The 20,387-nt window shown below is 72.3% G+C and carries 20 protein-coding genes; 7 read left to right on the top strand and 13 right to left on the bottom strand.

Features of this window, described 5'->3' with window-relative positions; genetic code table 11:
* Window positions 1–13: 13 nt before the first annotated feature.
* The 7 genes from ACFXAE_RS31695 to ACFXAE_RS31665 form a co-directional block, all read right to left on the bottom strand.
* Window positions 14–190 carry a membrane protein gene (locus ACFXAE_RS31695; protein ID WP_030865508.1) on the bottom strand — a complete coding sequence of 59 codons (177 nt, stop codon included), beginning with the start codon at window positions 188–190 and terminating at the stop codon, window positions 14–16.
* A gap of 13 nt (window positions 191–203) precedes the next feature.
* Window positions 204–2,000 carry a protein kinase gene (locus ACFXAE_RS31690; protein ID WP_384721586.1) on the bottom strand — a complete coding sequence of 599 codons (1,797 nt, stop codon included), beginning with the start codon at window positions 1,998–2,000 and terminating at the stop codon, window positions 204–206.
* A 4-nt stretch (window positions 2,001–2,004) separates the two neighbouring features.
* Entirely contained in the window at window positions 2,005–3,348 is a 1,344-nt protein-coding gene (locus ACFXAE_RS31685; RefSeq protein ID WP_384721614.1) for a DUF6777 domain-containing protein, read from the bottom strand.
* A 202-nt stretch (window positions 3,349–3,550) separates the two neighbouring features.
* A complete protein-coding gene (locus ACFXAE_RS31680) occupies window positions 3,551–4,501 on the bottom strand; it encodes a cytochrome c oxidase assembly protein (protein WP_384721583.1) in 951 nt (316 codons plus the stop codon).
* 216 nt (window positions 4,502–4,717) lie between these two features.
* Window positions 4,718–5,743, bottom strand: coding sequence for a 6-phosphofructokinase (locus ACFXAE_RS31675; RefSeq protein WP_384721580.1), 1,026 nt, complete (start codon window positions 5,741–5,743; stop codon window positions 4,718–4,720).
* 228 nt (window positions 5,744–5,971) lie between these two features.
* A complete protein-coding gene (locus tag ACFXAE_RS31670; RefSeq protein WP_217135366.1) occupies window positions 5,972–6,700 on the bottom strand; it encodes a type 1 glutamine amidotransferase in 729 nt (242 codons plus the stop codon).
* Between the two features lie 25 nt (window positions 6,701–6,725).
* The gene (locus ACFXAE_RS31665; RefSeq protein WP_384721576.1) at window positions 6,726–7,964 is read right to left on the bottom strand and encodes a MurT ligase domain-containing protein; all 1,239 of its coding nucleotides are present in this window, start codon (window positions 7,962–7,964) and stop codon (window positions 6,726–6,728) included.
* A gap of 146 nt (window positions 7,965–8,110) precedes the next feature.
* Between ACFXAE_RS31665 and def the strand changes: the two genes are divergently transcribed.
* Complete coding sequence (gene def, locus ACFXAE_RS31660; protein ID WP_384721573.1) at window positions 8,111–8,656, top strand: peptide deformylase; 546 nt, start codon at window positions 8,111–8,113, stop codon at window positions 8,654–8,656.
* An 88-nt stretch (window positions 8,657–8,744) separates the two neighbouring features.
* Here the strand turns inward: def and ACFXAE_RS31655 are convergent, their stop codons facing one another.
* Complete coding sequence (locus ACFXAE_RS31655) at window positions 8,745–9,386, bottom strand: TetR family transcriptional regulator (RefSeq protein WP_384721570.1); 642 nt, start codon at window positions 9,384–9,386, stop codon at window positions 8,745–8,747.
* A gap of 169 nt (window positions 9,387–9,555) precedes the next feature.
* Here ACFXAE_RS31655 and ACFXAE_RS31650 point away from each other — a divergent pair, with 169 nt between their 5' ends.
* Both ACFXAE_RS31650 and ACFXAE_RS31645 read left to right on the top strand, forming a co-directional pair.
* A complete protein-coding gene (locus ACFXAE_RS31650) occupies window positions 9,556–10,782 on the top strand; it encodes an acyl-CoA dehydrogenase family protein (RefSeq protein ID WP_384721567.1) in 1,227 nt (408 codons plus the stop codon).
* Between the two features lie 103 nt (window positions 10,783–10,885).
* On the top strand, window positions 10,886–11,542 hold the full coding sequence (locus ACFXAE_RS31645) for a transcriptional regulator (RefSeq protein ID WP_384721564.1): 657 nt from the start codon (window positions 10,886–10,888) through the stop codon (window positions 11,540–11,542).
* Window positions 11,543–11,629: 87 nt separating this feature from the next.
* On the opposite strand, the gene ACFXAE_RS31640 is transcribed toward ACFXAE_RS31645, so the two are convergent.
* The 5 genes from ACFXAE_RS31640 to ACFXAE_RS31620 all read right to left on the bottom strand — a co-directional run bounded on the left by ACFXAE_RS31640 (window position 11,630) and on the right by ACFXAE_RS31620 (window position 16,349).
* Window positions 11,630–11,866 carry a DUF6213 family protein gene (locus ACFXAE_RS31640; RefSeq protein WP_004991175.1) on the bottom strand — a complete coding sequence of 79 codons (237 nt, stop codon included), beginning with the start codon at window positions 11,864–11,866 and terminating at the stop codon, window positions 11,630–11,632.
* A gap of 25 nt (window positions 11,867–11,891) precedes the next feature.
* Window positions 11,892–13,277, bottom strand: a complete 1,386-nt coding sequence (locus ACFXAE_RS31635) for an NADP-dependent succinic semialdehyde dehydrogenase (protein ID WP_384721560.1) — start codon at window positions 13,275–13,277, stop codon at window positions 11,892–11,894.
* Window positions 13,278–13,353: 76 nt separating this feature from the next.
* Entirely contained in the window at window positions 13,354–13,818 is a 465-nt protein-coding gene (locus ACFXAE_RS31630; protein ID WP_384721557.1) for an NUDIX domain-containing protein, read from the bottom strand.
* Window positions 13,815–15,353: an ATP-dependent DNA ligase gene (locus ACFXAE_RS31625; protein ID WP_384721554.1), complete on the bottom strand. Its 1,539-nt coding sequence runs from the start codon at window positions 15,351–15,353 to the stop codon at window positions 13,815–13,817. Before ACFXAE_RS31625 ends, ACFXAE_RS31630 begins: the two co-directional genes overlap by 4 nt.
* 51 nt (window positions 15,354–15,404) lie before the next feature.
* Entirely contained in the window at window positions 15,405–16,349 is a 945-nt protein-coding gene (locus tag ACFXAE_RS31620) for an NAD(P)/FAD-dependent oxidoreductase (protein WP_384721551.1), read from the bottom strand.
* Window positions 16,350–16,426: 77 nt separating this feature from the next.
* On the opposite strand from ACFXAE_RS31620, the gene ACFXAE_RS31615 reads away from it, so the two are divergent.
* From ACFXAE_RS31615 to ACFXAE_RS31600, 4 genes are all read left to right on the top strand, one after another.
* The gene (locus ACFXAE_RS31615; RefSeq protein WP_384721548.1) at window positions 16,427–17,002 is read left to right on the top strand and encodes a helix-turn-helix domain-containing protein; all 576 of its coding nucleotides are present in this window, start codon (window positions 16,427–16,429) and stop codon (window positions 17,000–17,002) included.
* Between the two features lie 95 nt (window positions 17,003–17,097).
* On the top strand, window positions 17,098–18,075 hold the full coding sequence (locus tag ACFXAE_RS31610) for an NADPH:quinone oxidoreductase family protein (protein WP_384721545.1): 978 nt from the start codon (window positions 17,098–17,100) through the stop codon (window positions 18,073–18,075).
* Window positions 18,072–19,253, top strand: coding sequence for an acyl-CoA dehydrogenase family protein (locus ACFXAE_RS31605; protein WP_384721542.1), 1,182 nt, complete (start codon window positions 18,072–18,074; stop codon window positions 19,251–19,253). Before ACFXAE_RS31610 ends, ACFXAE_RS31605 begins: the two co-directional genes overlap by 4 nt.
* A complete protein-coding gene (locus tag ACFXAE_RS31600) occupies window positions 19,250–20,323 on the top strand; it encodes an acyl-CoA dehydrogenase family protein (protein WP_384721539.1) in 1,074 nt (357 codons plus the stop codon). Before ACFXAE_RS31605 ends, ACFXAE_RS31600 begins: the two co-directional genes overlap by 4 nt.
* Window positions 20,324–20,387: the final 64 nt, after the last annotated feature.

Below are 20,387 nucleotides of genomic sequence, written 5' to 3'. Positions count from 1 at the left end.
CCCCGGGCACTCCTCAGGTGCTGCGGGTGGCGACCATTCCCAAGGTGATCAGCCCCAGGACGACCCAGCCGAACCACAGCCAGCCGTTGCTGCCGAGCGCCACCGTGTACGCCGTCACGGCGACCAGACCGCCGACGGTGAGCACTCCCATGGTCTTCGTCGACGTGGAACCGTTCGTGGAACCGGGCATCGCAACACCCTCCTCATGGTTCGGCTCCCTCCATGGTGCCCCCGTTCTGCCTCCTTACGGTGCACACGACGACATGTGTGCCCGATTTCCAGGGCCCCTCGCTGGTCCACGACCCCGCTTCGTGGACCGACGGGTCGAAGCCGTAGTCACGCGGCGGCACCTCGCGCGCGCACGCCGGGTCCGACTCGGTGCGCGCCTCGGCGAGCGTGACGTCCTCGCCCAGCCGGGTGAACCCGAGCACCTGCTCGTCGTACGTCCCGTCGCACGACACCAGCCGCGCCTCCCGGCGGGACCGCACGTCCAGACAGTCCCGCCGCTGCATCGTCGCCGTGTCGGCGAACGCCGTCCCCGGGCGGCGCCGGTCCCCGAGCGGTCCGTACACCGGCCCGTGCGCCCCCAGCACCAGACAGGCGGTACGCCCCCCGGCCGCCTCGAACCCGTCCGCCGTCGGTACGACGGCCAGGCCGCGGACGTCGGCCAGCCGGCCGCGCAGCTCCCGCGTCCGCTCCTCGCACAGGTCCGGGCCCCGCTCCCGCGCCTCCCCGTCCGAGGCGGCCTCGACGAACGCCACGACCTGCCCGTCGGGCGCCTGGTCCGCGCAGGTCGGGTCGAGGGTCAGCCGGGGCGTGCCGGTGAACCGGGCACCGCCGGGCCAGTCGGCCAGCACGCAGTCGCCCGCCTTCAGCGGCTTGACCAGCCCGACGGCCTCCCCGTACGGAACCGCCGCCCCGCCGCCGCTCTCCCGGTCGGCCAGCGCGTACCAGGCACCGCCCAGCGCCAGCACCAGGCCCAGCCCGCCGGCGAGGACCGCGCGCAGCGCGTGCGGGCGGGAGCGCCGACGGGCGCCGCCGGCGACGGGACCACGGGGGTCCGCTCCGGGCGCCGAGGCGGCCCAGGGCGGCTGGGAACCGAGGTCCGTCTGCGTCCGCGCGTACGCCTCCGTCTGGGGCGTCACGATCCGCGCCAGCTCGGCCTCCGCCTCCCGCGCCGTCACCCGCAGGTCCGGATCCTTGGTGAGCAGCCCCCGCAGCACCGGCTCCAGCGCGCCCGCCCGCGCCGGCGCACGCGGGTCCTCCAGCACCGCCGCGGTGACCGACGCCAGCGGGGACTCCCGCGCGAAGGGGCCGCGTCCCTCCACCGCGTGGTAGAGCGTGCAGCCCAGCGAGAACAGGTCGGCCGCGGGGGTGGGCGGACCTCCGGTGGCCCGCTCCGGCGCCAGATAGCCCGCCGTGCCGACCAGCGCGGACGCCATCGTGTACCGCGTCTCCCCGGTGTCCGGCTGCACGGAGATGCCGTAGTCGGTGAGCAGCACCCGCCCGTACGGTGATCCGGTGCGGTCCGGGGCCAGCAGGATGTTCGCCGGTTTCACGTCCCGGTGCATCACGCCCCGCTCGTGCCCGGCGGTCAGCGCGTCCAGCACGGCCAGCCCGATCCGGGCGCACTCGGCCGGGGCGAGCGGGCCGCCCCGGGCGAGCAGTTCCCGCAGATCGACGGCGCCCGCCACGTACTCCATGACGATCCACGGCAGCCCCTCGTGCTCCAGCACGTCGTGCACGGTCACCACGTGGGGGTGACCGCGCAGACCCGCCGCGTGCCGGGCCTCCGCGCGGGCCCGGGCGACCCGGGCCTCCCGCTCCTGGCCGGGCTCGGCCGGGTCACCGAACACGACCTCCTTCAGCGCGACCTCGCACGCGAGTCTCTGGTCGTGGGCGAGCCAGACGTGTCCCATGCCGCCGCTGCCCAGCCGGTGCAGCAGCAGATAGCGGCCGGCGATGACCCGGCCCACTCCCGACGTCGGTGATGAGGGCATCCGGTCACTCCCGGGTTCGGCGGGGGCGCTCGGCGGGGGCGCTCGTGGCGGGTGCTTCGGGGGTGGCGGGCACACCCGTGGCCGGAGCGCTGCCCGCCGGCGCGCCGGTCGGCGGTGGGGGCGCGCTGCTCGTGACGGGGCCGCCGGCCGGGGGCGAGGAGGCGGTGGTCCTCGGCGGCGATGCGGTCGAGCCGGGAGGCGGGGATCCGGTCCCGGGAGTCCCCGGGTGCGTCGGAGGGGGCGTGGGGCGGGGAGGAGGCGGGGCGGACCCGGTGTCCGGCGGGGGCGGCGCAATGGAGCCGGCCGGTGCGGACGTGTCCGCCGGCACCCCGCTCGGTGACCCCGGGCGCTCGGATTTCGTCGGCCCGAAGGACGACGCGGACGGCGATGACGACGGCGAGCCAGGGACCTTCGTCTCCCGCGACGGCACCGGCGATCCGGGGCTCCTCGTCTCCCGCGACGGCTCCGAACCCGGGGGAGTGGTCCCGCCGCCGGACGTACCCGTGTCCTCCGCCACGCTCAGCGTGACGTGCGCCCCGAACCGCAGCCCGGCCCCGGCGGCCGGATCGGACGCCGAGACCCGCGCACCGTCCGGCGGCACATCCTCCCCGTCGTACGCGACCGCCAGCCCTCGCCCGGCCAGCCGGCGGCTCGCCTCACCGAACGTGGTCCCGATGAGGGACGGCACCGCCCGCCGCTTCCTCGTGTCGAAGGCGGTGTCCTCCCCGCCCGTCGTCCCCACGGGCCGCTCGATGCCCCGGTCGGGATCCTCCACATCGACGAGGGCGATCCGCTCCAGTTCACGGGACGCGGGCCGCACGACCACGACCTCGGAACGGTCGTACCCCTTCCACTTCTCGTTTCCGTCGTCGAACGAGACGGAAATCCTGCTCTTGTCCCCCTCGAAGGGCCGCAGCGGATTCCCGCACGAGCACTTCACCGCCGGCAGCCCCTGCTCGTCGACCAGAATCGCGATTCCGGCCTGGAGCAGCGCGTTGAAGGGAGCAGCCTTTCCCTTTTTGTAGTCGTGGTTCTTCACCAGAGTGTCGTGACGCAGGAGAACAGGGGTGAGCCGGTCGAGATACTCCGGTATCCCGTCCGTACGGAGATCCAGCGCCCCGGCCCAGGCCCGTGCCTTGCGGTCGTTGCGCGGCTCGGCGAGGTACCGCTTCAGCCGCCCGACGTCGCAGCTCGCCGCCTCACCGGTGCCTCCGTACAGGCCGGGCGTGTCCCCCTGCTGCAGACCGCCGTGAGCGGGCCGCGACCGCACGTCGGCGTCCCGTCCGAGTCCGCCGCGCTCGTCGAAGAACGGCGCGAGGGAGGCGCTCCCCGCGGCCACCGCCTTCACGTCGAACAAAGGCGCGACCGAATCGCACCCACTGGCGACAAGAAGTAATAACGACAGGACGGCGATCTTCCGAATCGCCGCTTTTCCCGCCCTGTGCGTGAACGCGCGAAGTGCCATCACCGCTCCCCCCGGCGGTTCCCCCTGAGGTATTCATGCTACCGGTGGAAATCCCCCGTTCAAGGGGATCGGGGGGACGGTGAATTCAGTTCCCGCGTGCGTTCAGCGAGGCCAGATAGGCGTTGTACGCCTCGAGTTCCTTGTCCCCGTCCCGGTCGGCGGCGCGGTCCTCGCGCCTGGCCTGCCGCTGGTCCGAGGCGTACCACTGGAACAGCAGCGCGAGCAGTACCAGTACGGAGGGGACCTCGCTGAACGCCCAGGCGATGCCGCCGGCCGCGTTCTGGTCGGACAGGGCCTCGACGCCGAGCGAGGCGGGCGGATTCTCGAACGTCGTGACCATCGGGGTCGACGCCATCATCAGCGCGATGCCGAAGAACGCGTGGAACGGCATGCCCGCGAACAGTTCCAGCATTCGCATCAGGTACCCCGGCCGGTGCGGACCCGGGTCCACACCCATGATCGGCCAGAAGAAGACCAGGCCGACGGCGAGGAAGTGCACCATCATCGCGATGTGCCCGACCCTCGACCCCATGAGGAAGTCGAACAGCGGGGTGAAGTACAGCGCGTACAGGCTCGCGATGAACATCGGGATGGTGAACACCGGGTGGGTGACGACCCGCATGTAACGGCTGTGCAGCAGCATCAGCAGCAGTTCGCGCGGCCCCTTGCGGCCCCGTCCGGCCGGCGGCAGCGCGCGCAGGGCGAGGGTGATCGGGGCGCCGAGCAGGATCAGGATCGGTGACACCATGCTGATCACCATGTGCTGCACCATGTGCACGCTGAACATGACCATGCCGTAGTCGTTCAGCTTGGTGCACATCATGAGCCCGATGCTCAGCACACCGGTGACGAACGCGACGGTCCGCCCCACCGGCCACTTGTCACCGCGCCGCACCAGCCGGGCCACGCCCCAGCCGTACAGCGCCAGCCCCAGCAGACAGGCGATGAGGAAGAAGGAATCCGCCGACCAGGCGAGCCCCCGCCCCAGCGTGAACGGCGGCAGATCCATGGTCGTGCCGTGCCCGCTGTGATCCATCCACCGGCTCCCGTTTCGTGCAGGTTGTACGCAATCCGTCCGCACTCAGAGTACGGCCGACCCCGGCCACACCGGTGACCGGGGTCGGGGGAACACCTTCAGGGGCGCGGGGCTGTGTATCGATGTGCGGCTCCGCCGCGTGGGCGCGACAAGCCACCCACGGCCCGCAGCCCGCAACGGACCGCGGCGGACCGAGCTCTTACCGGCGCCGCGAGCTCACAGCACGCACTCCGCCTCCGCGTACCGCGAATCCGGTACCGTCTTCAACGTCTCCACCGCCTCCGCGAGGGACACCATCACGATGTCCGTACCCCGCAGCGCGGTCATCCGCCCGAACTCCCCGCGGTGCACCGCCTCCACCGCGTGCCACCCGAACCGCGTGGCCAGCACCCGGTCGTACGCCGTGGGCGTCCCGCCCCGCTGCACGTGCCCGAGGATCACCGGCCGCGCCTCCTTGCCGAGCCGCGACTCCAGCTCCAGGGAGAGCTGCCGGGCGATCCCGGCGAACCGCTCGTGGCCGTAGACGTCCTTGCCGCCCTCGTCGAAGTCCATGGTGCCGGCCTTCGGCTTGGCCCCCTCCGCGGCGACCACGATCGCGAACCGCTTGCCGGCCGAGAACCGCTCGCCGACCTTCGCGGTCAGCTCGTCGATGTCGAAGGGCCGTTCGGGTACGACGACGGCGTGCGCGCCGGCCGCCATACCCGAGTGCAGGGCGATCCAGCCCGTGTGCCGGCCCATGACCTCGACGATCAGCACACGCTGGTGCGACTCGGCGGTGGTCTTCAGCCGGTCCAGGGCCTCGGTGGCGACGCCGACGGCCGTGTCGAAGCCGAAGGTGACGTCGGTGACAGCGATGTCGTTGTCGATGGTCTTCGGCACACCCACTATCGGCAGGCCGTTGTCCGACAGCAGCCGGGCCGCCTTCAGCGTGCCCTCACCGCCGATCGGGATGATCGCGTCGAGGCCGAGTTCCGCCACGTGCCCCTTGGCCCGCTCCACGCCGTCCCGCAGATGCTCGGGGCGCACCCGGGAGGAGCCGAGGATCGTGCCGCCGCGGGCGAGGATGCCGCTCACCGCGTCGAGGTCGAGCTTGAGGTAGTCGCACTCCAGGAGGCCCTTCCAGCCGTCCCGGAAGCCGATGACCTCGTCGCCGTGGTCGACGACGGCACGGTGCACGACGGACCGGATGACGGCGTTCAGGCCGGGGCAGTCGCCGCCGGAGGTGAGGACACCAATGCGCATAGCCCGAAACAACCTTCTCGATGTGGGCCGGGACCGGACCGCGTCGTCCGGCTCGATCCCTGTCACCCTAGCGGTTTCGGGGGGCGGGGCCGCACCTGGCGTCCGCCTGCTGGACGACCCCGCTCACCTGTGCGGACCAGCCGTCAGACGGGCCGGTTGCGCCCGTCCGGCGCTCAGGTGTCCGCGGTCCGCGGACGCGGGTCCGCGGACGCGGGTCCGCGGACCTTCTCAGGCGGGCTGCTGCGCCGCCGAGATCCGCTCGTTGCGCAGCGCCTCGTACCACCGGTCGTCGGTCGGCGGCAGCGCGTTGACGTCGAGCGCCAGCTTCAGCAGCAGGTCCGCGATCTGGGGGTTGCGGGCCAGCACCGGACCGTGCATGTACGTGCCGAAGACGGTCTCGTTGAACGCGCCCTCCGTGCCGTCCCCGGTGCCGTTGCCGTTGCCGAAACGCACCTGGGCGAGCGGGCGGGCCGTGGGGCCCAGGTGGGTGACGCCCTGGTGGTTCTCGAACCCGGTCAGCGGGGGCAGCCCCAGCTGCGGGTTGACGTCCCCCAGCACGTCGCCCACGCACCGGGCGCCCTCGCCGCGTACCGAGACCACGTCGAGCAGGCCGAGACCGGGCTCGCGCTGGCCGAGGTCGTTGATGAACTCGTGGCCGAGGATCTGGTAGCCGGCGCAGACCGAGAAGACGATCGCGCCGTTCCCCACCGCCCGGTGCAGACCGCCGTCCCGGCGCAGCCGCTCGGCGGCCAGCCGCTGCGGGCGGTCCTCGCCGCCGCCGATCAGGTAGATGTCGCCGGAGGTCGGGATCGGCTGGTCGCTGCGCACGTCGAGCCGTGCCACGTCCAGGCCGCGCTGCCGCGCCCGGCGCTCCACGACGAGCACGTTGCCCTGGTCGCCGTACGTGCTGAGCAGGTCCGGGTAGATCCACACGACCCGCAGCTGGTTGTCGCTCACTTCAAGTCCCCTGGGGTGTCGTTGGTCAGTTGCCGACGCGGCGGCGCAGATCCTGGAACGCGGTGTAGTTGGCGATGACCTCGATCCGGCCCGGCGGGCACAGCTGCACCGCCTGGTCGAGGTTCTCGCAGACCTGGAACTGCTGGTTCGCGACCTCCAGGCGCACCGCGAGGTCCAGCTTCCGGTCGCCGACGACGCAGATCGGGTGGCCGGTCAGCCGGGTGTAGTCGACGTCCCACAGCCACGAGGTGTCGGTGCCGTCGGCGGAGCGCGCGTTCACCGAGAGGATCACCGGTGTGGGCGGCGGGTCGATCAGCGAGAACGTCTCCAGCCAGCCCGCGGGGTTCTTGGCGAGCAGCAGGCGCAGATCACGGCCCTCGAACTGCACGACGTCGTAGCGGCCGGCCACGGCCTGGACCTGGTACATGCGCTCCAGGGCTACCTGCGGCGGCACCCCGAAGACGGCGGCGACGGCCGCGGAGCTCGCGGCGTTGGCCTTGTTGGCGCGGCCCGGCAGCTGGAGGTGGATCGGCCAGGCGGAGCCGTGCGGGTCGAGCACGTGGTCGCCGGAGAGCGCCCAGCTCGGCGTCGGCCGGCGGAAGCCGCACTCGCCGCAGAACCAGTCGTCGCCCGGGCGCTGCATCACACCGCCGCAGGACGGACAGGACCAGGCGTCGTCCTTCCACATCTGGCCGGCGGCGACCCAGATCACGTTGGGGGAGGAGGACGCGGCCCACACCACCAGCGGGTCGTCGGCGTTGGCGACGATCACGGCCTTGGAGCCGGCCAGGCCCTCGCGCCAGTTCTCCGCGAGCATCCGCGTCTCGGCGGCGCGGTCCAGCTGGTCGCGGGAGAGGTTGAGCAGCGCGATGCACTTGGGATCGGTGTCCCGGGCGACGCCCGCGAGGTACTTCTCGTCGACCTCGATGACGCCGAACTTGGCCTCCGAGCCACCGGCCAGCGCCGAGGTGATGCCGGCCGGCATGTTGGCGCCGAGCGCGTTGGAGACGACGGGCCCCGCGGCCCGCAGCGCCTCGGCGATGAGCCGGGTGGTGGTGGTCTTGCCGTTCGTCGCCGAGACCAGGACGCAGTCCAGGTTCTGCGCGAGCCGGGCCAGGAGATCGGGGTCGAGCTTGAGTGCCACCCGGCCGCCGATCACCGAACCGCTGCCGCGCCCGGCGGCGCGGGATGCCGCCGCGACCGCCTTGCCCGCGGTCACGGCCAGCTTGGCCCGCGGCGTGAGCGGGTCCGAGTTGCCTGCCATCAGTTCTCGATCCTCCTTGCGTACGCGCCGCGTCTGTGCCTGACGGCCACGTGGTGAGACCTCAGCCTATCGAGATCCATTCGCACTCCAGAACCGCGGCACCATCGTGAGACGGGCGTTGCTGGAAGGACCGTACTCTTGCCGCCATGCGACACGGCTCCATCCCCGGCGTCCACGGACGTGTGCGGCCCCTCACCCTGCTCGGCGATCCGGTGCTGCACGCGCCCTGCCGGGAGGTCACCGACTTCGGCCCGGAACTCGCCCGCCTGGTGGACGACTTGTTCGCCACGATGTACGCGGCGCGGGGTGTGGGTCTGGCCGCCAACCAGGTCGGCGAGCCGCTCAGGGTGTTCGTCTACGACTGCCCGGACGACGAGGACGTCCGCCACCTGGGCCATGTGGTGAACCCGCGGCCGGTGGAGACGGACGGGGTGGTGGTGCGCGGTCCCGAGGGCTGTCTGTCCCTGCCCGGCCTGGAGGCGGGGACGGAGCGGTACGACCACGCGGTCGTCGAGGGCTTCACGGTGACCGGCGAGCCGGTCACCGTCCACGGCACCGGGTTCTTCGCCCGGTGTCTGCAGCACGAGTGCGACCACCTGGAGGGCCGGGTCTACGCCGACCGTCTGACGGGGTGGCGTCACCGGAAACTGATGCGGCAGGCGGCCCGGGCTTCGTGGCGCCGGGTGGACTGAGCCCCTGGGAGCGAGGGGCCGCGCCGATGTGCGGCTCCGCCGTGCGCGTGCGCCCGGCCGCGGACGCGCCCGTACACGACCTGTGAGGTCAGAACCCCGGACCTCCCACTTTGTCCCCCGCGGCCGCCAGGCGCCCCCACAGCAGATCGGCCAGACTCCGCACCAGCTCCGCCCGTGAGCAGGGCCGTTCGCCGAGCCACCAGTCGCCCGCCGCGTGCATCATGCCGACGATGCCGTGCCCCCACACCCGGGCCAGCTGCTGGCCGCCCGGCCCGAGGTCCAGCCGTTCCCCGATGACCTGGGCCAGTTCCTCGCCCATCCGGCGCAGCAGCGGTGCCGAGTGCTTGCCGACGTCGAAGCCCTGGTCGCTCTGCGACTCCTCCGCCGGGTGCATCAGGAACCGGTACACCTGGGGCCGTGCCTCGATCGCCGAGAGGTAGGTGTCCAGGGTGGCCTCGACCCGTTCGCGCCGGTCCGCCGGGGCGTCCAGCGCGGCCCGCAGCGAGTCCAGCAACGCGTCGGTGTGCCGCTTGGCCAGGGCGGCGTAGAGTCCTCCCTTGTCACCGAAGTGCCGGTAGAGGATCGGCTTGGTGATGCCGGCCTCGGCGGCGATCGCGTTCATCGAGGCCCCCGGGCCGTCGCGCAGCACCACCCGGTCGGCGGCCTCCAGCAGTTCGCGCCGGCGTCGGTCGGCGGTCCGCTGCTGATCGGTCCGCTGTGTGGTGTTCATGAGCTCTCCCCACCCGTGCTGATTCGGTGACGCCTGCGCAAACTAACACTGAAGGCGATCCGCTCATCGAACGGGATGCCGACCGGTCCTGGGAGTTGACTTTCCCTACCCGTCGGTAACAGACTCGGGGTTACCGCAAGTAACATGCATGTGCGCCGCTGGAGGAGTCATGGCCGAGTTCACCATGGAGCTCAACGACGAACAGAAGGAGGTCCGGGACTGGCTGCACGGCTTCGCCGCCGATGTGATCCGCCCCGCGGCCGCCGAATGGGACGAGCGCGAGGAGACTCCCTGGCCGGTCATCCAGGAGGCCGCCAAGGTCGGCATCTACTCCCTGGACTTCTACGCCCAGCAGTACTTCGACGCAACCGGCCTCGGCATCCCGATGGCCATGGAGGAGCTCTTCTGGGGCGACGCCGGCATCGCTCTGTCGATCGTCGGCACCGGCCTGGCCGCCGTCGGCGTCCTCGCCAACGGCACCGAGGAGCAGATCGGCACCTGGATCCCCCAGATGTACGGCGACGCCAACGACGTCAAGGTCGCCGCGTTCTGCTCCTCCGAGCCCGACGCCGGCTCCGACGTGGCCTCGATGCGCACCCGCGCGGTGTACGACGAGGCCAAGGACGAGTGGGTGATCAACGGCACCAAGACCTGGGCGACCAACGGCGGCATCGCCAACGTCCACGTCGTGGTCGCGGTCGTCGATCCGGACCTCGGCTCCAAGGGCCACGCCTCCTTCATCATCCCGCCGGGCACCCCCGGCTGCTCCCAGGGCCAGAAGTTCAAGAAGCACGGCATCCGCGCCTCGCACACCGCCGAGGTCATCCTGGACGACGTGCGCGTCCCCGGCTCCTGTCTGCTCGGCGGCAAGGAGAAGCTGGACGAGCGCCTCGCCCGCGCCCGCGAGAGGGCGAAGCAGGGCGGAGAGCGCGTCAAGAACGCCGCCATGGCCACCTTCGAGGCCTCCCGCCCGGCCGTCGGCGCCATGGCGGTGGGCACCGCCCGCGCGGCGTACGAGGTCGCCCTCGACTACGCGACCACGCGCGAGCAGTTCGGCCGCCCGATCATCGACAACCAGGGCGTCGCCTTCCAGCTCGCCGACATGCGCACCCAGATCGACGCCGCCCGCCTCCTGGTGTGGCGCGCCTCCTGGATGGCGATCAACGGCAAGCCGTTCACAGCGGCCGAGGGTTCGATGTCCAAGCTGTTCGCGAGCGAGACGGCCAAGAAGGTCACCGGCCAGGCCATACAGATCCTCGGCGGCAACGGCTACACCCGCGAGTACCCGGTGGAGCGCATGCACCGCGACGCCGCGATCTACACCATCTTCGAGGGCACGAGCGAGATCCAGCGCCTGGTGATCGCCCGCACCCTGTCGGGCATGCCCATCCGCTGAGGCCGGCCGTCCGGACGACCCGGCGGTGCGGGCGGCACCGCCGGGTTACCCCCGCCCCGCTTCCGGGGAAGGCTGGTGTGTGACCGACGCGACGGAGGACGCGATGACACGCACGGCCCGGGAACTGCTGGAGACGACCACCCGGGAACTCGCCCCGGATCCGCGGGCCAACCCCCTGGTCCCGCTGATCGCCCGCGGCGAGGCGGCCCCGGCAGTCCTGGCGGCGCTCGCCCTGGAGCAGCGATGGGTGATCCCGGCGGACCGCCGCGCCTTCCTGCATCTGGCGGAGCGGGCCGACCCGGAGTCGGCCGCGTACTTCACCGCCCTGGCCGAGGGCGAGGCCCTGGCGGCGGAGCACCTGAAGACGTTCACGGCCGCGTGCGGCGTGGACGAGGAGCAGGCGGACGCGTACGAGCCATTGCCGGGCTGCCAGTCCTATCCCGCGTACGTCGCCTGGCTGGCCCTGAACGCCGGACCGGCCGACATCGTCCTCGCTCTCACGGCGAACTTCTCGGCCTGGGGCGGCTACTGCGCGACGATCGCGAAGGCCCTGCGCGTCCACTACGGCTTCGGGGACGAAGCCTGCGCCTTCTTCGACTTCTTCGCGGAACCGGCCCCGGCCCTGGACGAAGCAGCCGCGAAGGCGGTTCAGACAGCCCTGGACAAGGGAACCCTGAACGAATTCCGCGCACACCGGTACGCCCACTTGCTCCAGACCCACGAGGCGACGTTCTGGGCAACGCTCGGGGAACACCCCTAGGGGCGCGGGGCTGTATTCGGCATGCGGCTTTGCCGCGTGGGCGCGATCAACCACAGACGACCCGTACCCGGCACCCGACAGGAACCCCTACGGCGCACCCCCACTGCTGTGGGCGATACAAGCAACGTCGATCCGATCGGCCAGCTTCGCAAGCTCGATGGTCAGCGCGGCCACCGTGTCCTCGTCGAGCCCGTCCTCCCCCGCCTCGACGAGCCGCACCCACCGCCCACCCACCGTACGCAGCAGCTTGCTGACATCGGCGGCGGCCACCTGCAAGGTCCCGCGGTCGTCGACGATCAGAGGCAGAGTCACTTCGCGGTTCACAGTCGGGATCGTAGTCGCGCGGGCATCACGCACCCTGCCAAACCGTCGTGATGTTGCAGAACTCGCGGATTCCGTGCCCGGACAGCTCACGCCCGTACCCCGACCGCTTCACCCCGCCGAACGGGAACGCCGGATGGGACGCCGTCATCCCGTTCACGTACACGCTCCCCGCCTCCAGGTCCCGTACGAACCGGTCGACCTCGGCCTCGTCGCGAGTCCAGACGTTGGAGCTCAGCCCGAAGTCGGTGTCGTTGGCGATCAGTACCGCCTCGTCGACGTCCGCCGCGCGGTAGAGCGTGGCGACCGGACCGAAGGCCTCCTCGCGGTGGATGCGCATCTCCCGGCCGATGCCGGCCAGGACGGTCGGCGGGTAGAACCAGCCGGGCCCGTCGGGGCGCTCACCGCCGCACAGCACGGTGGCGCCCGCGCGGACGGCGTCGTCGACCAGCTCCTCCAGGTCGCTTCGGCCCCGTTCGCTGGAGAGCGGGCCGACGTCGGTCTCCTCGTCCATCGGGTCACCGACCTTCAGCGCCTTCATGCCCGCGACGAAGCGCTCGGCGAAGGCGTCGTAGACGTCCGTGTGCACGATGAACCGCTTGGCGGCGATGCAGGACTGCCCCGTGTTCTGCGTCCGCGCGGTGACCGCGGTCTCGGCGGCCCGGTCGAGGTCGGCGGAGGGCATGACCACGTACGGGTCGCTGCCGCCCAGCTCCAGCACCGTCTTCTTGATCATCTCCCCGCAGGTGGAGGCGACCGCGCGGCCCGCGGGCTCGCTCCCGGTGAGAGTGGCCGCCTTCACCCGTTCGTCCCGCAGGAGGTCGTCGACCGCGGCGGAGCCGATGAGCAGGGTCTGGAAGCAGCCCTCGGTGAAGCCCGCGCGGTGGAAGAGGTCCTCCAGATACAGGGCGGTCTGCGGCACGTTCGAGGCGTGCTTGAGCAGTCCCACGTTGCCCGCCATCAGCGCGGGCGCGGCGAACCGCACCACCTGCCACAGCGGGAAGTTCCACGGCATCACGGCGAGCACCGGACCCAGCGGCCGGTAGCGCACCAGGACCCGGGAGGCGCCGGAGTCCTTCACGTCGGAGGCGTCGGGTTCCTCGTCGGCGAGGAGCTCCGCCGCGTGATCGGCGTACCAGTGCATCGCCTTGGCGCACTTCGCGGCCTCCGCGCGGGCCTGCTTGATCGGCTTGCCCATCTCCGTGGTGATCACCCGGCCGATGGCCGCCCGGTCCTCGTCGAGGATCTCGGCGGCCCGGTGCATCAGGCGGGCACGCTCGTCGAAGGTCGTCGTCCGGTACGTACGGAACGTGGCCTCCGCGAGCTGGATCCGGTGCCCGATCTCCTCCTCGTCCATGGGGTGGTACGTCTTGACCGTCTCGCCGTTCGCCGGGTTCACCGTGGCGATGTGCATCACTGACCTCCCTGGGGCGGGCTGTGCTTTCCGACCTTCCCGCGCGGTGGTGGGCGGCGCAACGCGGGAGGTCTCCTCAGGGCGAGTGCTCCGCCAGGCGGTCGAGAAACGCGGCCTGCGCGGAGACGATCACCTCGCGGGCCCGCTCCAGGGGGAACCACGCCACCCGGTCCAGCTCCGGGAACTCCCGGATCCGCCCCGACTTCGGCGGCCACTCCATCGCGAAGGTGCCGGGGACGACCGTCGCCGGGTCGAGGTCCGCCTCCACCGCCCAGGCCGTGACGGTCTTCCCGCCGGACTGCCGGACCTCCCCGAGCGGCAGCGCCTCCCCGTCCGGCGGCGGCAGCCCCAGTTCCTCCCGGAACTCGCGGCGCGCCGCCTCCCAGGCCGGCTCATCGGGGTCGTACTCGCCCTTCGGCACGGTCCACGCCCCGGTTTCCCGCCGGGCGAAGAACGGGCCACCCATATGACCGAGCAACACCTCGATGCCCTGACCGGTGTGTCGGAACAACAGCAGTCCGGCGCTCCGGGTGCCCTTCACGGACGTACCTCGGGGTGCGTGGCGAGCAGGGTCTCGACCGTGTCAGCCTCCTCGGGGCGCTTTTCCTCGCGGTAGCGGATCACGCGGGCGAACCGGAGGGCGACGCCGGCCGGGTAGCGGGTGGAGCGCTGGAGGCCGTCGTAGGCGATCTCCACGACGAGTTCGGGGCGCACCGTCACGACGTATCCGCTCTCGTCGACCGACAGCCCCCGCAGCCGTTCGGTCTGCCAGGCCAGCATCGCGTCGGTCAGGCCCTTGAAGGTCTTGCCGAGCATGGCGAAGCCGCCGTCGGCGGTGCGGGCGCCCAGATGCAGGTTGGAGAGCTTCCCGGTACGGCGGCCGTGGCCCCACTCGGCGGCCAGCACCACCAGGTCGAGCGTGTGGACGGGCTTGACCTTCAGCCAGGACGCGCCGCGCCGGCCGGCGCTGTAGGGGGCGTCCAGGCCCTTGACCACGACGCCTTCGTGGCCGCGTTTCAGCGTCTCGGCGAGAAACTCCTCCGCCTCACCCAGGTCCTCGGGGCCCGCCACCGGAGTGCGGCGCACCCGCATGGGTTCCGGGACCAGCCGGGCCAGTTCCGCGTGACGCTCGGTGAACGGCAGATCCAGCAGGTCACGGCCGTCGACGGAGAGCGCGTCGAAGAAGACGGGGGAGACGGGGACCTCCCGGGCGGCCGTCGCCACGTCCACCCGTGAGCCGACCCGTCCGGCGGTCTCCTGGAACGAGCGGGGACGGCCGTCCTCGCCGAAGGAGATGACCTCCCCGTCCAGGATGAACCGCTCGCCCCGCAACTCCCTGACCGCCGCCGTCACTTCCGGCAGCCGGTCGGTGATGTCGTCGAGGGTGCGGGTGTGCACACGGACGGTGCCGCCGTCGCGGTGCACCTGGACGCGGATGCCGTCGAGCTTCTCCTCCACCACGCAGGCCCCCAGCTTCGCCACCGCCTCCGCGACCGAGGAGGCGCTGTGCGCCAGCATCGGCAGCACCGGACGGCCGACGGTGAGCCGGAACCGCTCCAGCGCCCCGGGACCGTCCGCCAGCAGCGCCCCGGCCACCGACTGGAGCGAGCCGGCCAGCATCACCGCCCGCCGTACGTCCGCCGAGGGCACCCCGGTCGCCTGCGCCAGCCCTTCCACCGCGACCGCGTCCAGGGCACCCTGCCGGACCTCGCCGGTGAGCAGCCCGGACAGAAACCGCTGCTCGCCCTCGGTGGACGCGCCCAGCAGCTCGCCGACCAGCCGGGCCCGCTCCGCCCGGGACCCCGGGCCGGCCAGCTCGCCGAGCGCGGTGAGCAGCGCGTCGACCTCGCGCACCGTCAGGGACGGCTCGGCGGCGGGGGCGACCGGACGGCTCAGCACCTTCCAGCCGACCCCGATACGGCCCTGCGGTAGCCGCCCCGCCAGATACGGGATGACGACCGGCACGTCGTCCGCCTCCGCCTCCCGGAACAGCTCGGCGAGCAGAGCGATCTTCCGGGACCGCGCCGAGGTGGCGGCGACCTCCTGGGACACACGGGCCAGCCGGGACAGCAGCATGGAGCCATGGTGCTACGGAGACGGGCGCTGCACACCCCCGCCGTCCTGCGGTTACCCGTTCACCGCGGCGTCCAGGTCGGTCATCAGCAGGTCCCCGACGATCGCGGCCGCCGCGCGGTAACCGCCGCTCGCCGCGTGCACCACCTGCTCGGCGAAGCCGATCGCGTTGCCCGCCGCCCAGACCCCGGGCACCGTGGTCAGGCCGGTCGGGTCGACCACCGGGTACGCGCCGAACGGGGTCTCGTTCATCTCGGCGCCCAGCCGCTCCAGCAGGCCCGTCTGCGGCACCGGGCGCGGCCCGACGAAGAGCACCGAGCGGGCGTGCGCGGTGCCGTCGGCCAGCCGCACCCCGGTGAGCCGGTCGTCCTCGACCACCAGCTCCGCGACCTCACCGGGCACCACGTCGACGCCGGCGGCGGCCAGTCGGCGCAGGTCCTGGTCGGACAGCTCCTCCTCGGCGACCCGGTGCAGGAAGAAGGTGACGTTCTTCGACCACTGGGACACCATCAGCGCCTGGTGCACGCTCATCGCGCTCGACGCGAGCACACCGAAGGGCTCGTCGCGCACCTCCCAGCCGTGGCAGAACGGGCAGTGCAGCACGTCCCGCCCGAACCGCTCGGCGACCCCGGGGACCTCCGGCAGTTCGTCCTTCAGCCCGGTGGCGACGACCAGCCGCCGGGCTCGTACGGCCGGTCCCGCGTCGAGTGCGACGGTGAAGTCCCCGTCCCTGGTGACGCCCGTGACCCGGTCCCGGACGAGCTCCACGCCGTAGCGCGCGATCTCCTCCCGGCCCAGCGCCAGGAACTCGGCCGGTGCCATCCCGTCCCGGGACAGATAGCCCTGCATGTGCGACGAGGGCGCGTTGCGCGGCTCGCCCGCGTCGACGACCAGCGCGCGGTGCCGGGCCCGGCCGAGCACCAGCGCGGCGGACAGTCCCGCCGCCCCGCCGCCGACCACGACCACGTCGTACGTTCCGCTTCCGAATGTCTCGTTCATCATGACCACCTCCACCACGACAGTCGCCCGGACACTGCCGCATTGACAAACAACTTTGCCGAACCTGCAATATCCGTATGACTACGGACGACGTCCTCGCGGAAGTGGGCCCCCGGCTGCGGCGGATCAGGAAGGAGCGGGAGGTGACCCTCGCGGCACTGTCCGAGGCGACCGGCATCTCCGTGAGCACCCTCTCCCGGCTGGAATCCGGACTGCGCAAACCCAGTCTGGAACTGTTGCTGCCGATCGCGCAGGCCCACCAGGTCCCGCTGGACGAACTGGTCGGCGCGCCGCCGGTCGGCGATCCGCGCATCCGCGCGTCCGAGCCGATCCGGCGCTACGGACGCACCCACTGGCCGCTCACCCGCCAGCCCGGCGGCCTCCAGGCGTACAAGGTGCTGGAACCGGAGCGGAGGCTCGAACCCGAACCGCGCACCCACGAGGGCTACGAGTGGCTGTACGTGCTGTCCGGGAAGCTGCGGCTGGTGCTCGGCGATCACGACGTGGTGCTGACGGCGGGAGAGGCGGCCGAGTTCGACACGCGTGTCCCGCACTGGTTCGGATCGACGGGGGAGGGGCCCGTGGAGTTCCTCAGTCTGTTCGGGCCGCAGGGGGAGCGGATGCACGTACGGGCGCGGCCCAGGCGGACGTGACGAACGAGACTGTTCCCTCATGGGCAAGCGACCGCTTAGTATGCGGTGGACCCGGTCAGGCGAACACGACGTTCACGCTCCCGTGGAGGCCCCGCATGCAGGCATGGCAAGTGCACGAGCTCGGCGAGCCGGGCGAGGTGATGCGCCTCGCGGAGGTGGCACGCCCGGCGCCCGGTGGCGGGCAGGTCCTGCTGAAGGTGCGTGCCGCCAACATCAACTTCCCGGACGCGCTGATGTGCCGGGGCCAGTACCAGGTCAGGCCGCCGCTGCCGTTCACCCCGGGCGTGGAGATCTGCGGCGAGACCGAGGACGGACGCCGCGTGATCGCCAACCCCGCGCTGCCGTACGGCGGTTTCGCCGAGTACGCCGTCGCGGACGCCGCCGCGCTGCTGCCCGCGCCGGACGCGCTGGACGACGCCGAGGCCGCCGCCCTGCACATCGGCTACCAGACCGGCTGGTTCGGCCTGCACCGCAGGGCCGGTCTGGAGGCGGGGGAGACCCTGCTCGTGCACGCCGCCGCGGGAGGGGTCGGCAGTGCGGCCGTGCAGCTCGGCAAGGCGGCGGGCGCCACCGTCATCGGCGTGGCCGGCGGCGCCGCGAAGGCGTCCGTCGCCCGTGAGCTGGGCTGCGACGTGGTGATCGACCGGCGTGAGCAGGACGTCGTCGCCGCCGTGAAGGAGGCCACCGGCGGCCGGGGCGCCGACGTGATCTACGACCCCGTCGGCGGCCAGGCCTACGCCCAGTCCGCCAAGGCCGTCGCCTTCGAGGGCCGGATCGTCGTCGTCGGCTTCGCGAGCGGATCCATCCCGAGCCCCGCCCTGAACCACGCCCTCGTCAAGAACTACGCGATCCTCGGCCTGCACTGGGGCCTGTACAACACCAAGAACCCCAAGCTGGTCCAGCACTGTCACGAACAGCTCACCGAACTCGCCGCGCGGGGCGCGATCAAACCGCTGGTGAGCGAGCGCGTGCCGCTCGCCGGGGCCGCCGACGCCGTGCAGCGGGTCGCGGACGGTGTCACCACCGGGCGCGTCGCCGTGCTGCCCTCGCTGGAGAACGGAGCCGCCGCATGACCGACGCCGCCGGAGTGCGCCGCCGCACCCAGGAGCTGCTGGCCGCGCAGCCGCCCGCCGGCACGGAGCGCCTGGACTTCCTGCGCGCCCGCTTCGACGCCGGACTCGCCTGGGTGCACTTTCCCGAAGGACTCGGCGGACTCGGTCTCCCGCGCTCGCTCCAGGCCGTCGTGGACGCCGAACTGGAGGCCGCCGGGGCGCCCGACAACGACCCGCGCCGCATCGGCATCGGCCTGGGCATGGCCGCGCCGACGATCCTCCAGTACGGAACGGAGGAGCAGAAGCGGCGCTTCCTGAAGCCCCTGTGGACCGGGGAGGAGGTGTGGTGCCAGCTGTTCAGCGAGCCGGGCGCCGGATCCGATCTGGCAGCGCTCGGTACGCGCGCCGTCCGTGAGGGCGAGGAGTGGGTGGTCAACGGGCAGAAGGTGTGGACGTCCAGCGCCCACCTCGCCCGCTGGGCCATCCTCATCGCCCGCACCGACCCGGACGTGCCCAAGCACCGGGGCATCACCTACTTCGTCTGCGACATGACCGACCCCGGTGTCGAGGTGCGGCCACTGCGTCAGATCACCGGTGAGGCCGAGTTCAACGAGGTCTTCCTCACCGACGTCCGCATCCCCGACTCCCACCGTCTCGGAGGGATCGGCGACGGCTGGCGGGTCGCGCAGACCACCCTGAACAACGAACGCGTCGCCATCGGCGGCATGCGGCTGCCCCGTGAGGGCGGCATGATCGGCCCGGTCTCGAAGACCTGGCGCGACCGGCCCGAACTGCGCACCCACGACCTGCACCAGCGGCTGCTGAAGCTCTGGGTCGAGGCGGAGGTCGCCCGGCTCACCGGCGAACGCCTGCGCCAGCAGCTCGTCGCCGGACAGCCCGGCCCCGAGGGCGCCGGCATGAAGCTCGCCTTCGCCCGCCTCAACCAGGAGATCAGCGGCCTGGAGGTGGAACTGAGGGGCGAGGAGGGCCTGCTGTACGACGACTGGACCATGCGCCGCCCCGAGCTGGTCGACTTCACCGGCCGCGACGCCGGCTACCGGTACCTCCGCTCCAAGGGCAACAGCATCGAGGGCGGGACCAGCGAGGTCCTGCTGAACATCGTCGCCGAGCGCGTTTTGGGCCTGCCCGCCGAGCCGCGCACCGACAAGGACGTCGCATGGAAGGACCTGGCCCGATGAGCGATCTTCTGTACTCGGAGGAGGAAGAGGCGCTGCGCGCCGCCGTCCGGGACCTGCTCACCGACCACTGCGACGCGGCGGGCGTGATCGCCCGCACCGAGTCGGACGTCCCGCACGACATCGCGCTGTGGAAGGCGCTCGCCGGCGGAATGGGTCTCGCGGGCCTGCTGATTCCGGAGGAACTGGACGGGCAGGGCGCCACGCATCGGGAAGTCGCGGTCGTGCTGGAGGAACTGGGGCGGGCGGTCGCGCCGGTCCCGTACCTGACCAGCGCCGTCGTCGCCACCGAGGCCGTGCTGGAGTGCGGCGCCGACGACCTGCTGTCCCAGTTGGCCTCCGCCACGGTGATCGGTGCGCTCGCCGTCGCTCTGAACGTCCCGGCCGGCGGCGCCCACAAGGTCGTACGGCTCGAGAGCGGCGGCCTGCACGGCGAGCTGACCGGCATCGCGGACGCCGCCGTCGCCGATGTGCTGTTGGTGCCCGCCGACGACGGCGGTCTGTACGCGGTCGACGCCGCCGCCGTCACGATCGTCCCCCAGGTCTCCCTGGACCTGACCCGGCCGGTGGCGACGGTCGTCCTCGACGGTTCCCCGGGCCGCCTGCTCGGCGAGGCCGAATCCGCCGTACGCCGTGCCCTGCGGGCCGGGGCCGGGCTGCTCGCGTCGGAACAGCTCGGCTCCGCCGACTGGTCGCTGACGGAGACCGTCCGCCACTTGAAGGACCGCACCCAGTTCAACCGCCCCGTCGGCGGCTTCCAGGCGCTCAAGCACCGGCTCGCCCAGCTGTGGCTGGAGGTCGCCGGCCTCCGCGCAGCCGCCCGGGGCGCCGCCGACGCGCTCGCGGCCGGCGAGGACGCCGACGTGGCGGTCGCCGTCGCCCAGGCCTACGCCGCGCCCGTCGCGGTCCGGGCCGCCGAGGAGGCGCTGCAACTGCACGGCGGCATCGGCATGACCTGGGAACACCCGGTGCACCTCCACCTCAAGCGGGCCAAGGCCGACTCGATCGCCTACGGCACGGCGGGCGCCCACCGCGAGGCACTGGCGGAACTGGTCGACCTGAGAGCGCCCTGACCGGTCGACCAACGGGAGAAGCCCGCCCCCCGGGTGCGGGCTTCTCCGTGCGCCCTGCTCCGGT

The organism is Streptomyces sp. NPDC059454 (assembly GCF_042749965.1).
In the GTDB taxonomy this organism is placed as follows: domain Bacteria; phylum Actinomycetota; class Actinomycetes; order Streptomycetales; family Streptomycetaceae; genus Streptomyces.
The sequence above is the reverse complement of the archived record's forward strand: the minus strand, read 5'-3'. Positions and strand labels throughout refer to the sequence as shown.

What these genes read in the sequence shown, in the direction of transcription:
- ACFXAE_RS31695 (WP_030865508.1), bottom strand. Translation starts at nt 190, where the DNA reads ATGCCCGGTTCCACGAACGGTTCCACGTCGACGAAGACCATGGGAGTG.
- ACFXAE_RS31690 (WP_384721586.1), bottom strand. Translation starts at nt 2,000, where the DNA reads ATGCCCTCATCACCGACGTCGGGAGTGGGCCGGGTCATCGCCGGCCGC.
- ACFXAE_RS31680 (WP_384721583.1), bottom strand. Translation starts at nt 4,501, where the DNA reads ATGGATCACAGCGGGCACGGCACGACCATGGATCTGCCGCCGTTCACG.
- ACFXAE_RS31675 (WP_384721580.1), bottom strand. Translation starts at nt 5,743, where the DNA reads ATGCGCATTGGTGTCCTCACCTCCGGCGGCGACTGCCCCGGCCTGAAC.
- ACFXAE_RS31665 (WP_384721576.1), bottom strand. Translation starts at nt 7,964, where the DNA reads ATGGCAGGCAACTCGGACCCGCTCACGCCGCGGGCCAAGCTGGCCGTG.
- def (WP_384721573.1), top strand. Translation starts at nt 8,111, where the DNA reads ATGCGACACGGCTCCATCCCCGGCGTCCACGGACGTGTGCGGCCCCTC.
- ACFXAE_RS31655 (WP_384721570.1), bottom strand. Translation starts at nt 9,386, where the DNA reads ATGAACACCACACAGCGGACCGATCAGCAGCGGACCGCCGACCGACGC.
- ACFXAE_RS31650 (WP_384721567.1), top strand. Translation starts at nt 9,556, where the DNA reads ATGGCCGAGTTCACCATGGAGCTCAACGACGAACAGAAGGAGGTCCGG.
- ACFXAE_RS31645 (WP_384721564.1), top strand. Translation starts at nt 10,886, where the DNA reads ATGACACGCACGGCCCGGGAACTGCTGGAGACGACCACCCGGGAACTC.
- ACFXAE_RS31635 (WP_384721560.1), bottom strand. Translation starts at nt 13,277, where the DNA reads ATGCACATCGCCACGGTGAACCCGGCGAACGGCGAGACGGTCAAGACG.
- ACFXAE_RS31625 (WP_384721554.1), bottom strand. Translation starts at nt 15,353, where the DNA reads ATGCTGCTGTCCCGGCTGGCCCGTGTGTCCCAGGAGGTCGCCGCCACC.
- ACFXAE_RS31620 (WP_384721551.1), bottom strand. Translation starts at nt 16,349, where the DNA reads ATGAACGAGACATTCGGAAGCGGAACGTACGACGTGGTCGTGGTCGGC.
- ACFXAE_RS31615 (WP_384721548.1), top strand. Translation starts at nt 16,427, where the DNA reads ATGACTACGGACGACGTCCTCGCGGAAGTGGGCCCCCGGCTGCGGCGG.
- ACFXAE_RS31610 (WP_384721545.1), top strand. Translation starts at nt 17,098, where the DNA reads ATGCAGGCATGGCAAGTGCACGAGCTCGGCGAGCCGGGCGAGGTGATG.
- ACFXAE_RS31605 (WP_384721542.1), top strand. Translation starts at nt 18,072, where the DNA reads ATGACCGACGCCGCCGGAGTGCGCCGCCGCACCCAGGAGCTGCTGGCC.
- ACFXAE_RS31600 (WP_384721539.1), top strand. Translation starts at nt 19,250, where the DNA reads ATGAGCGATCTTCTGTACTCGGAGGAGGAAGAGGCGCTGCGCGCCGCC.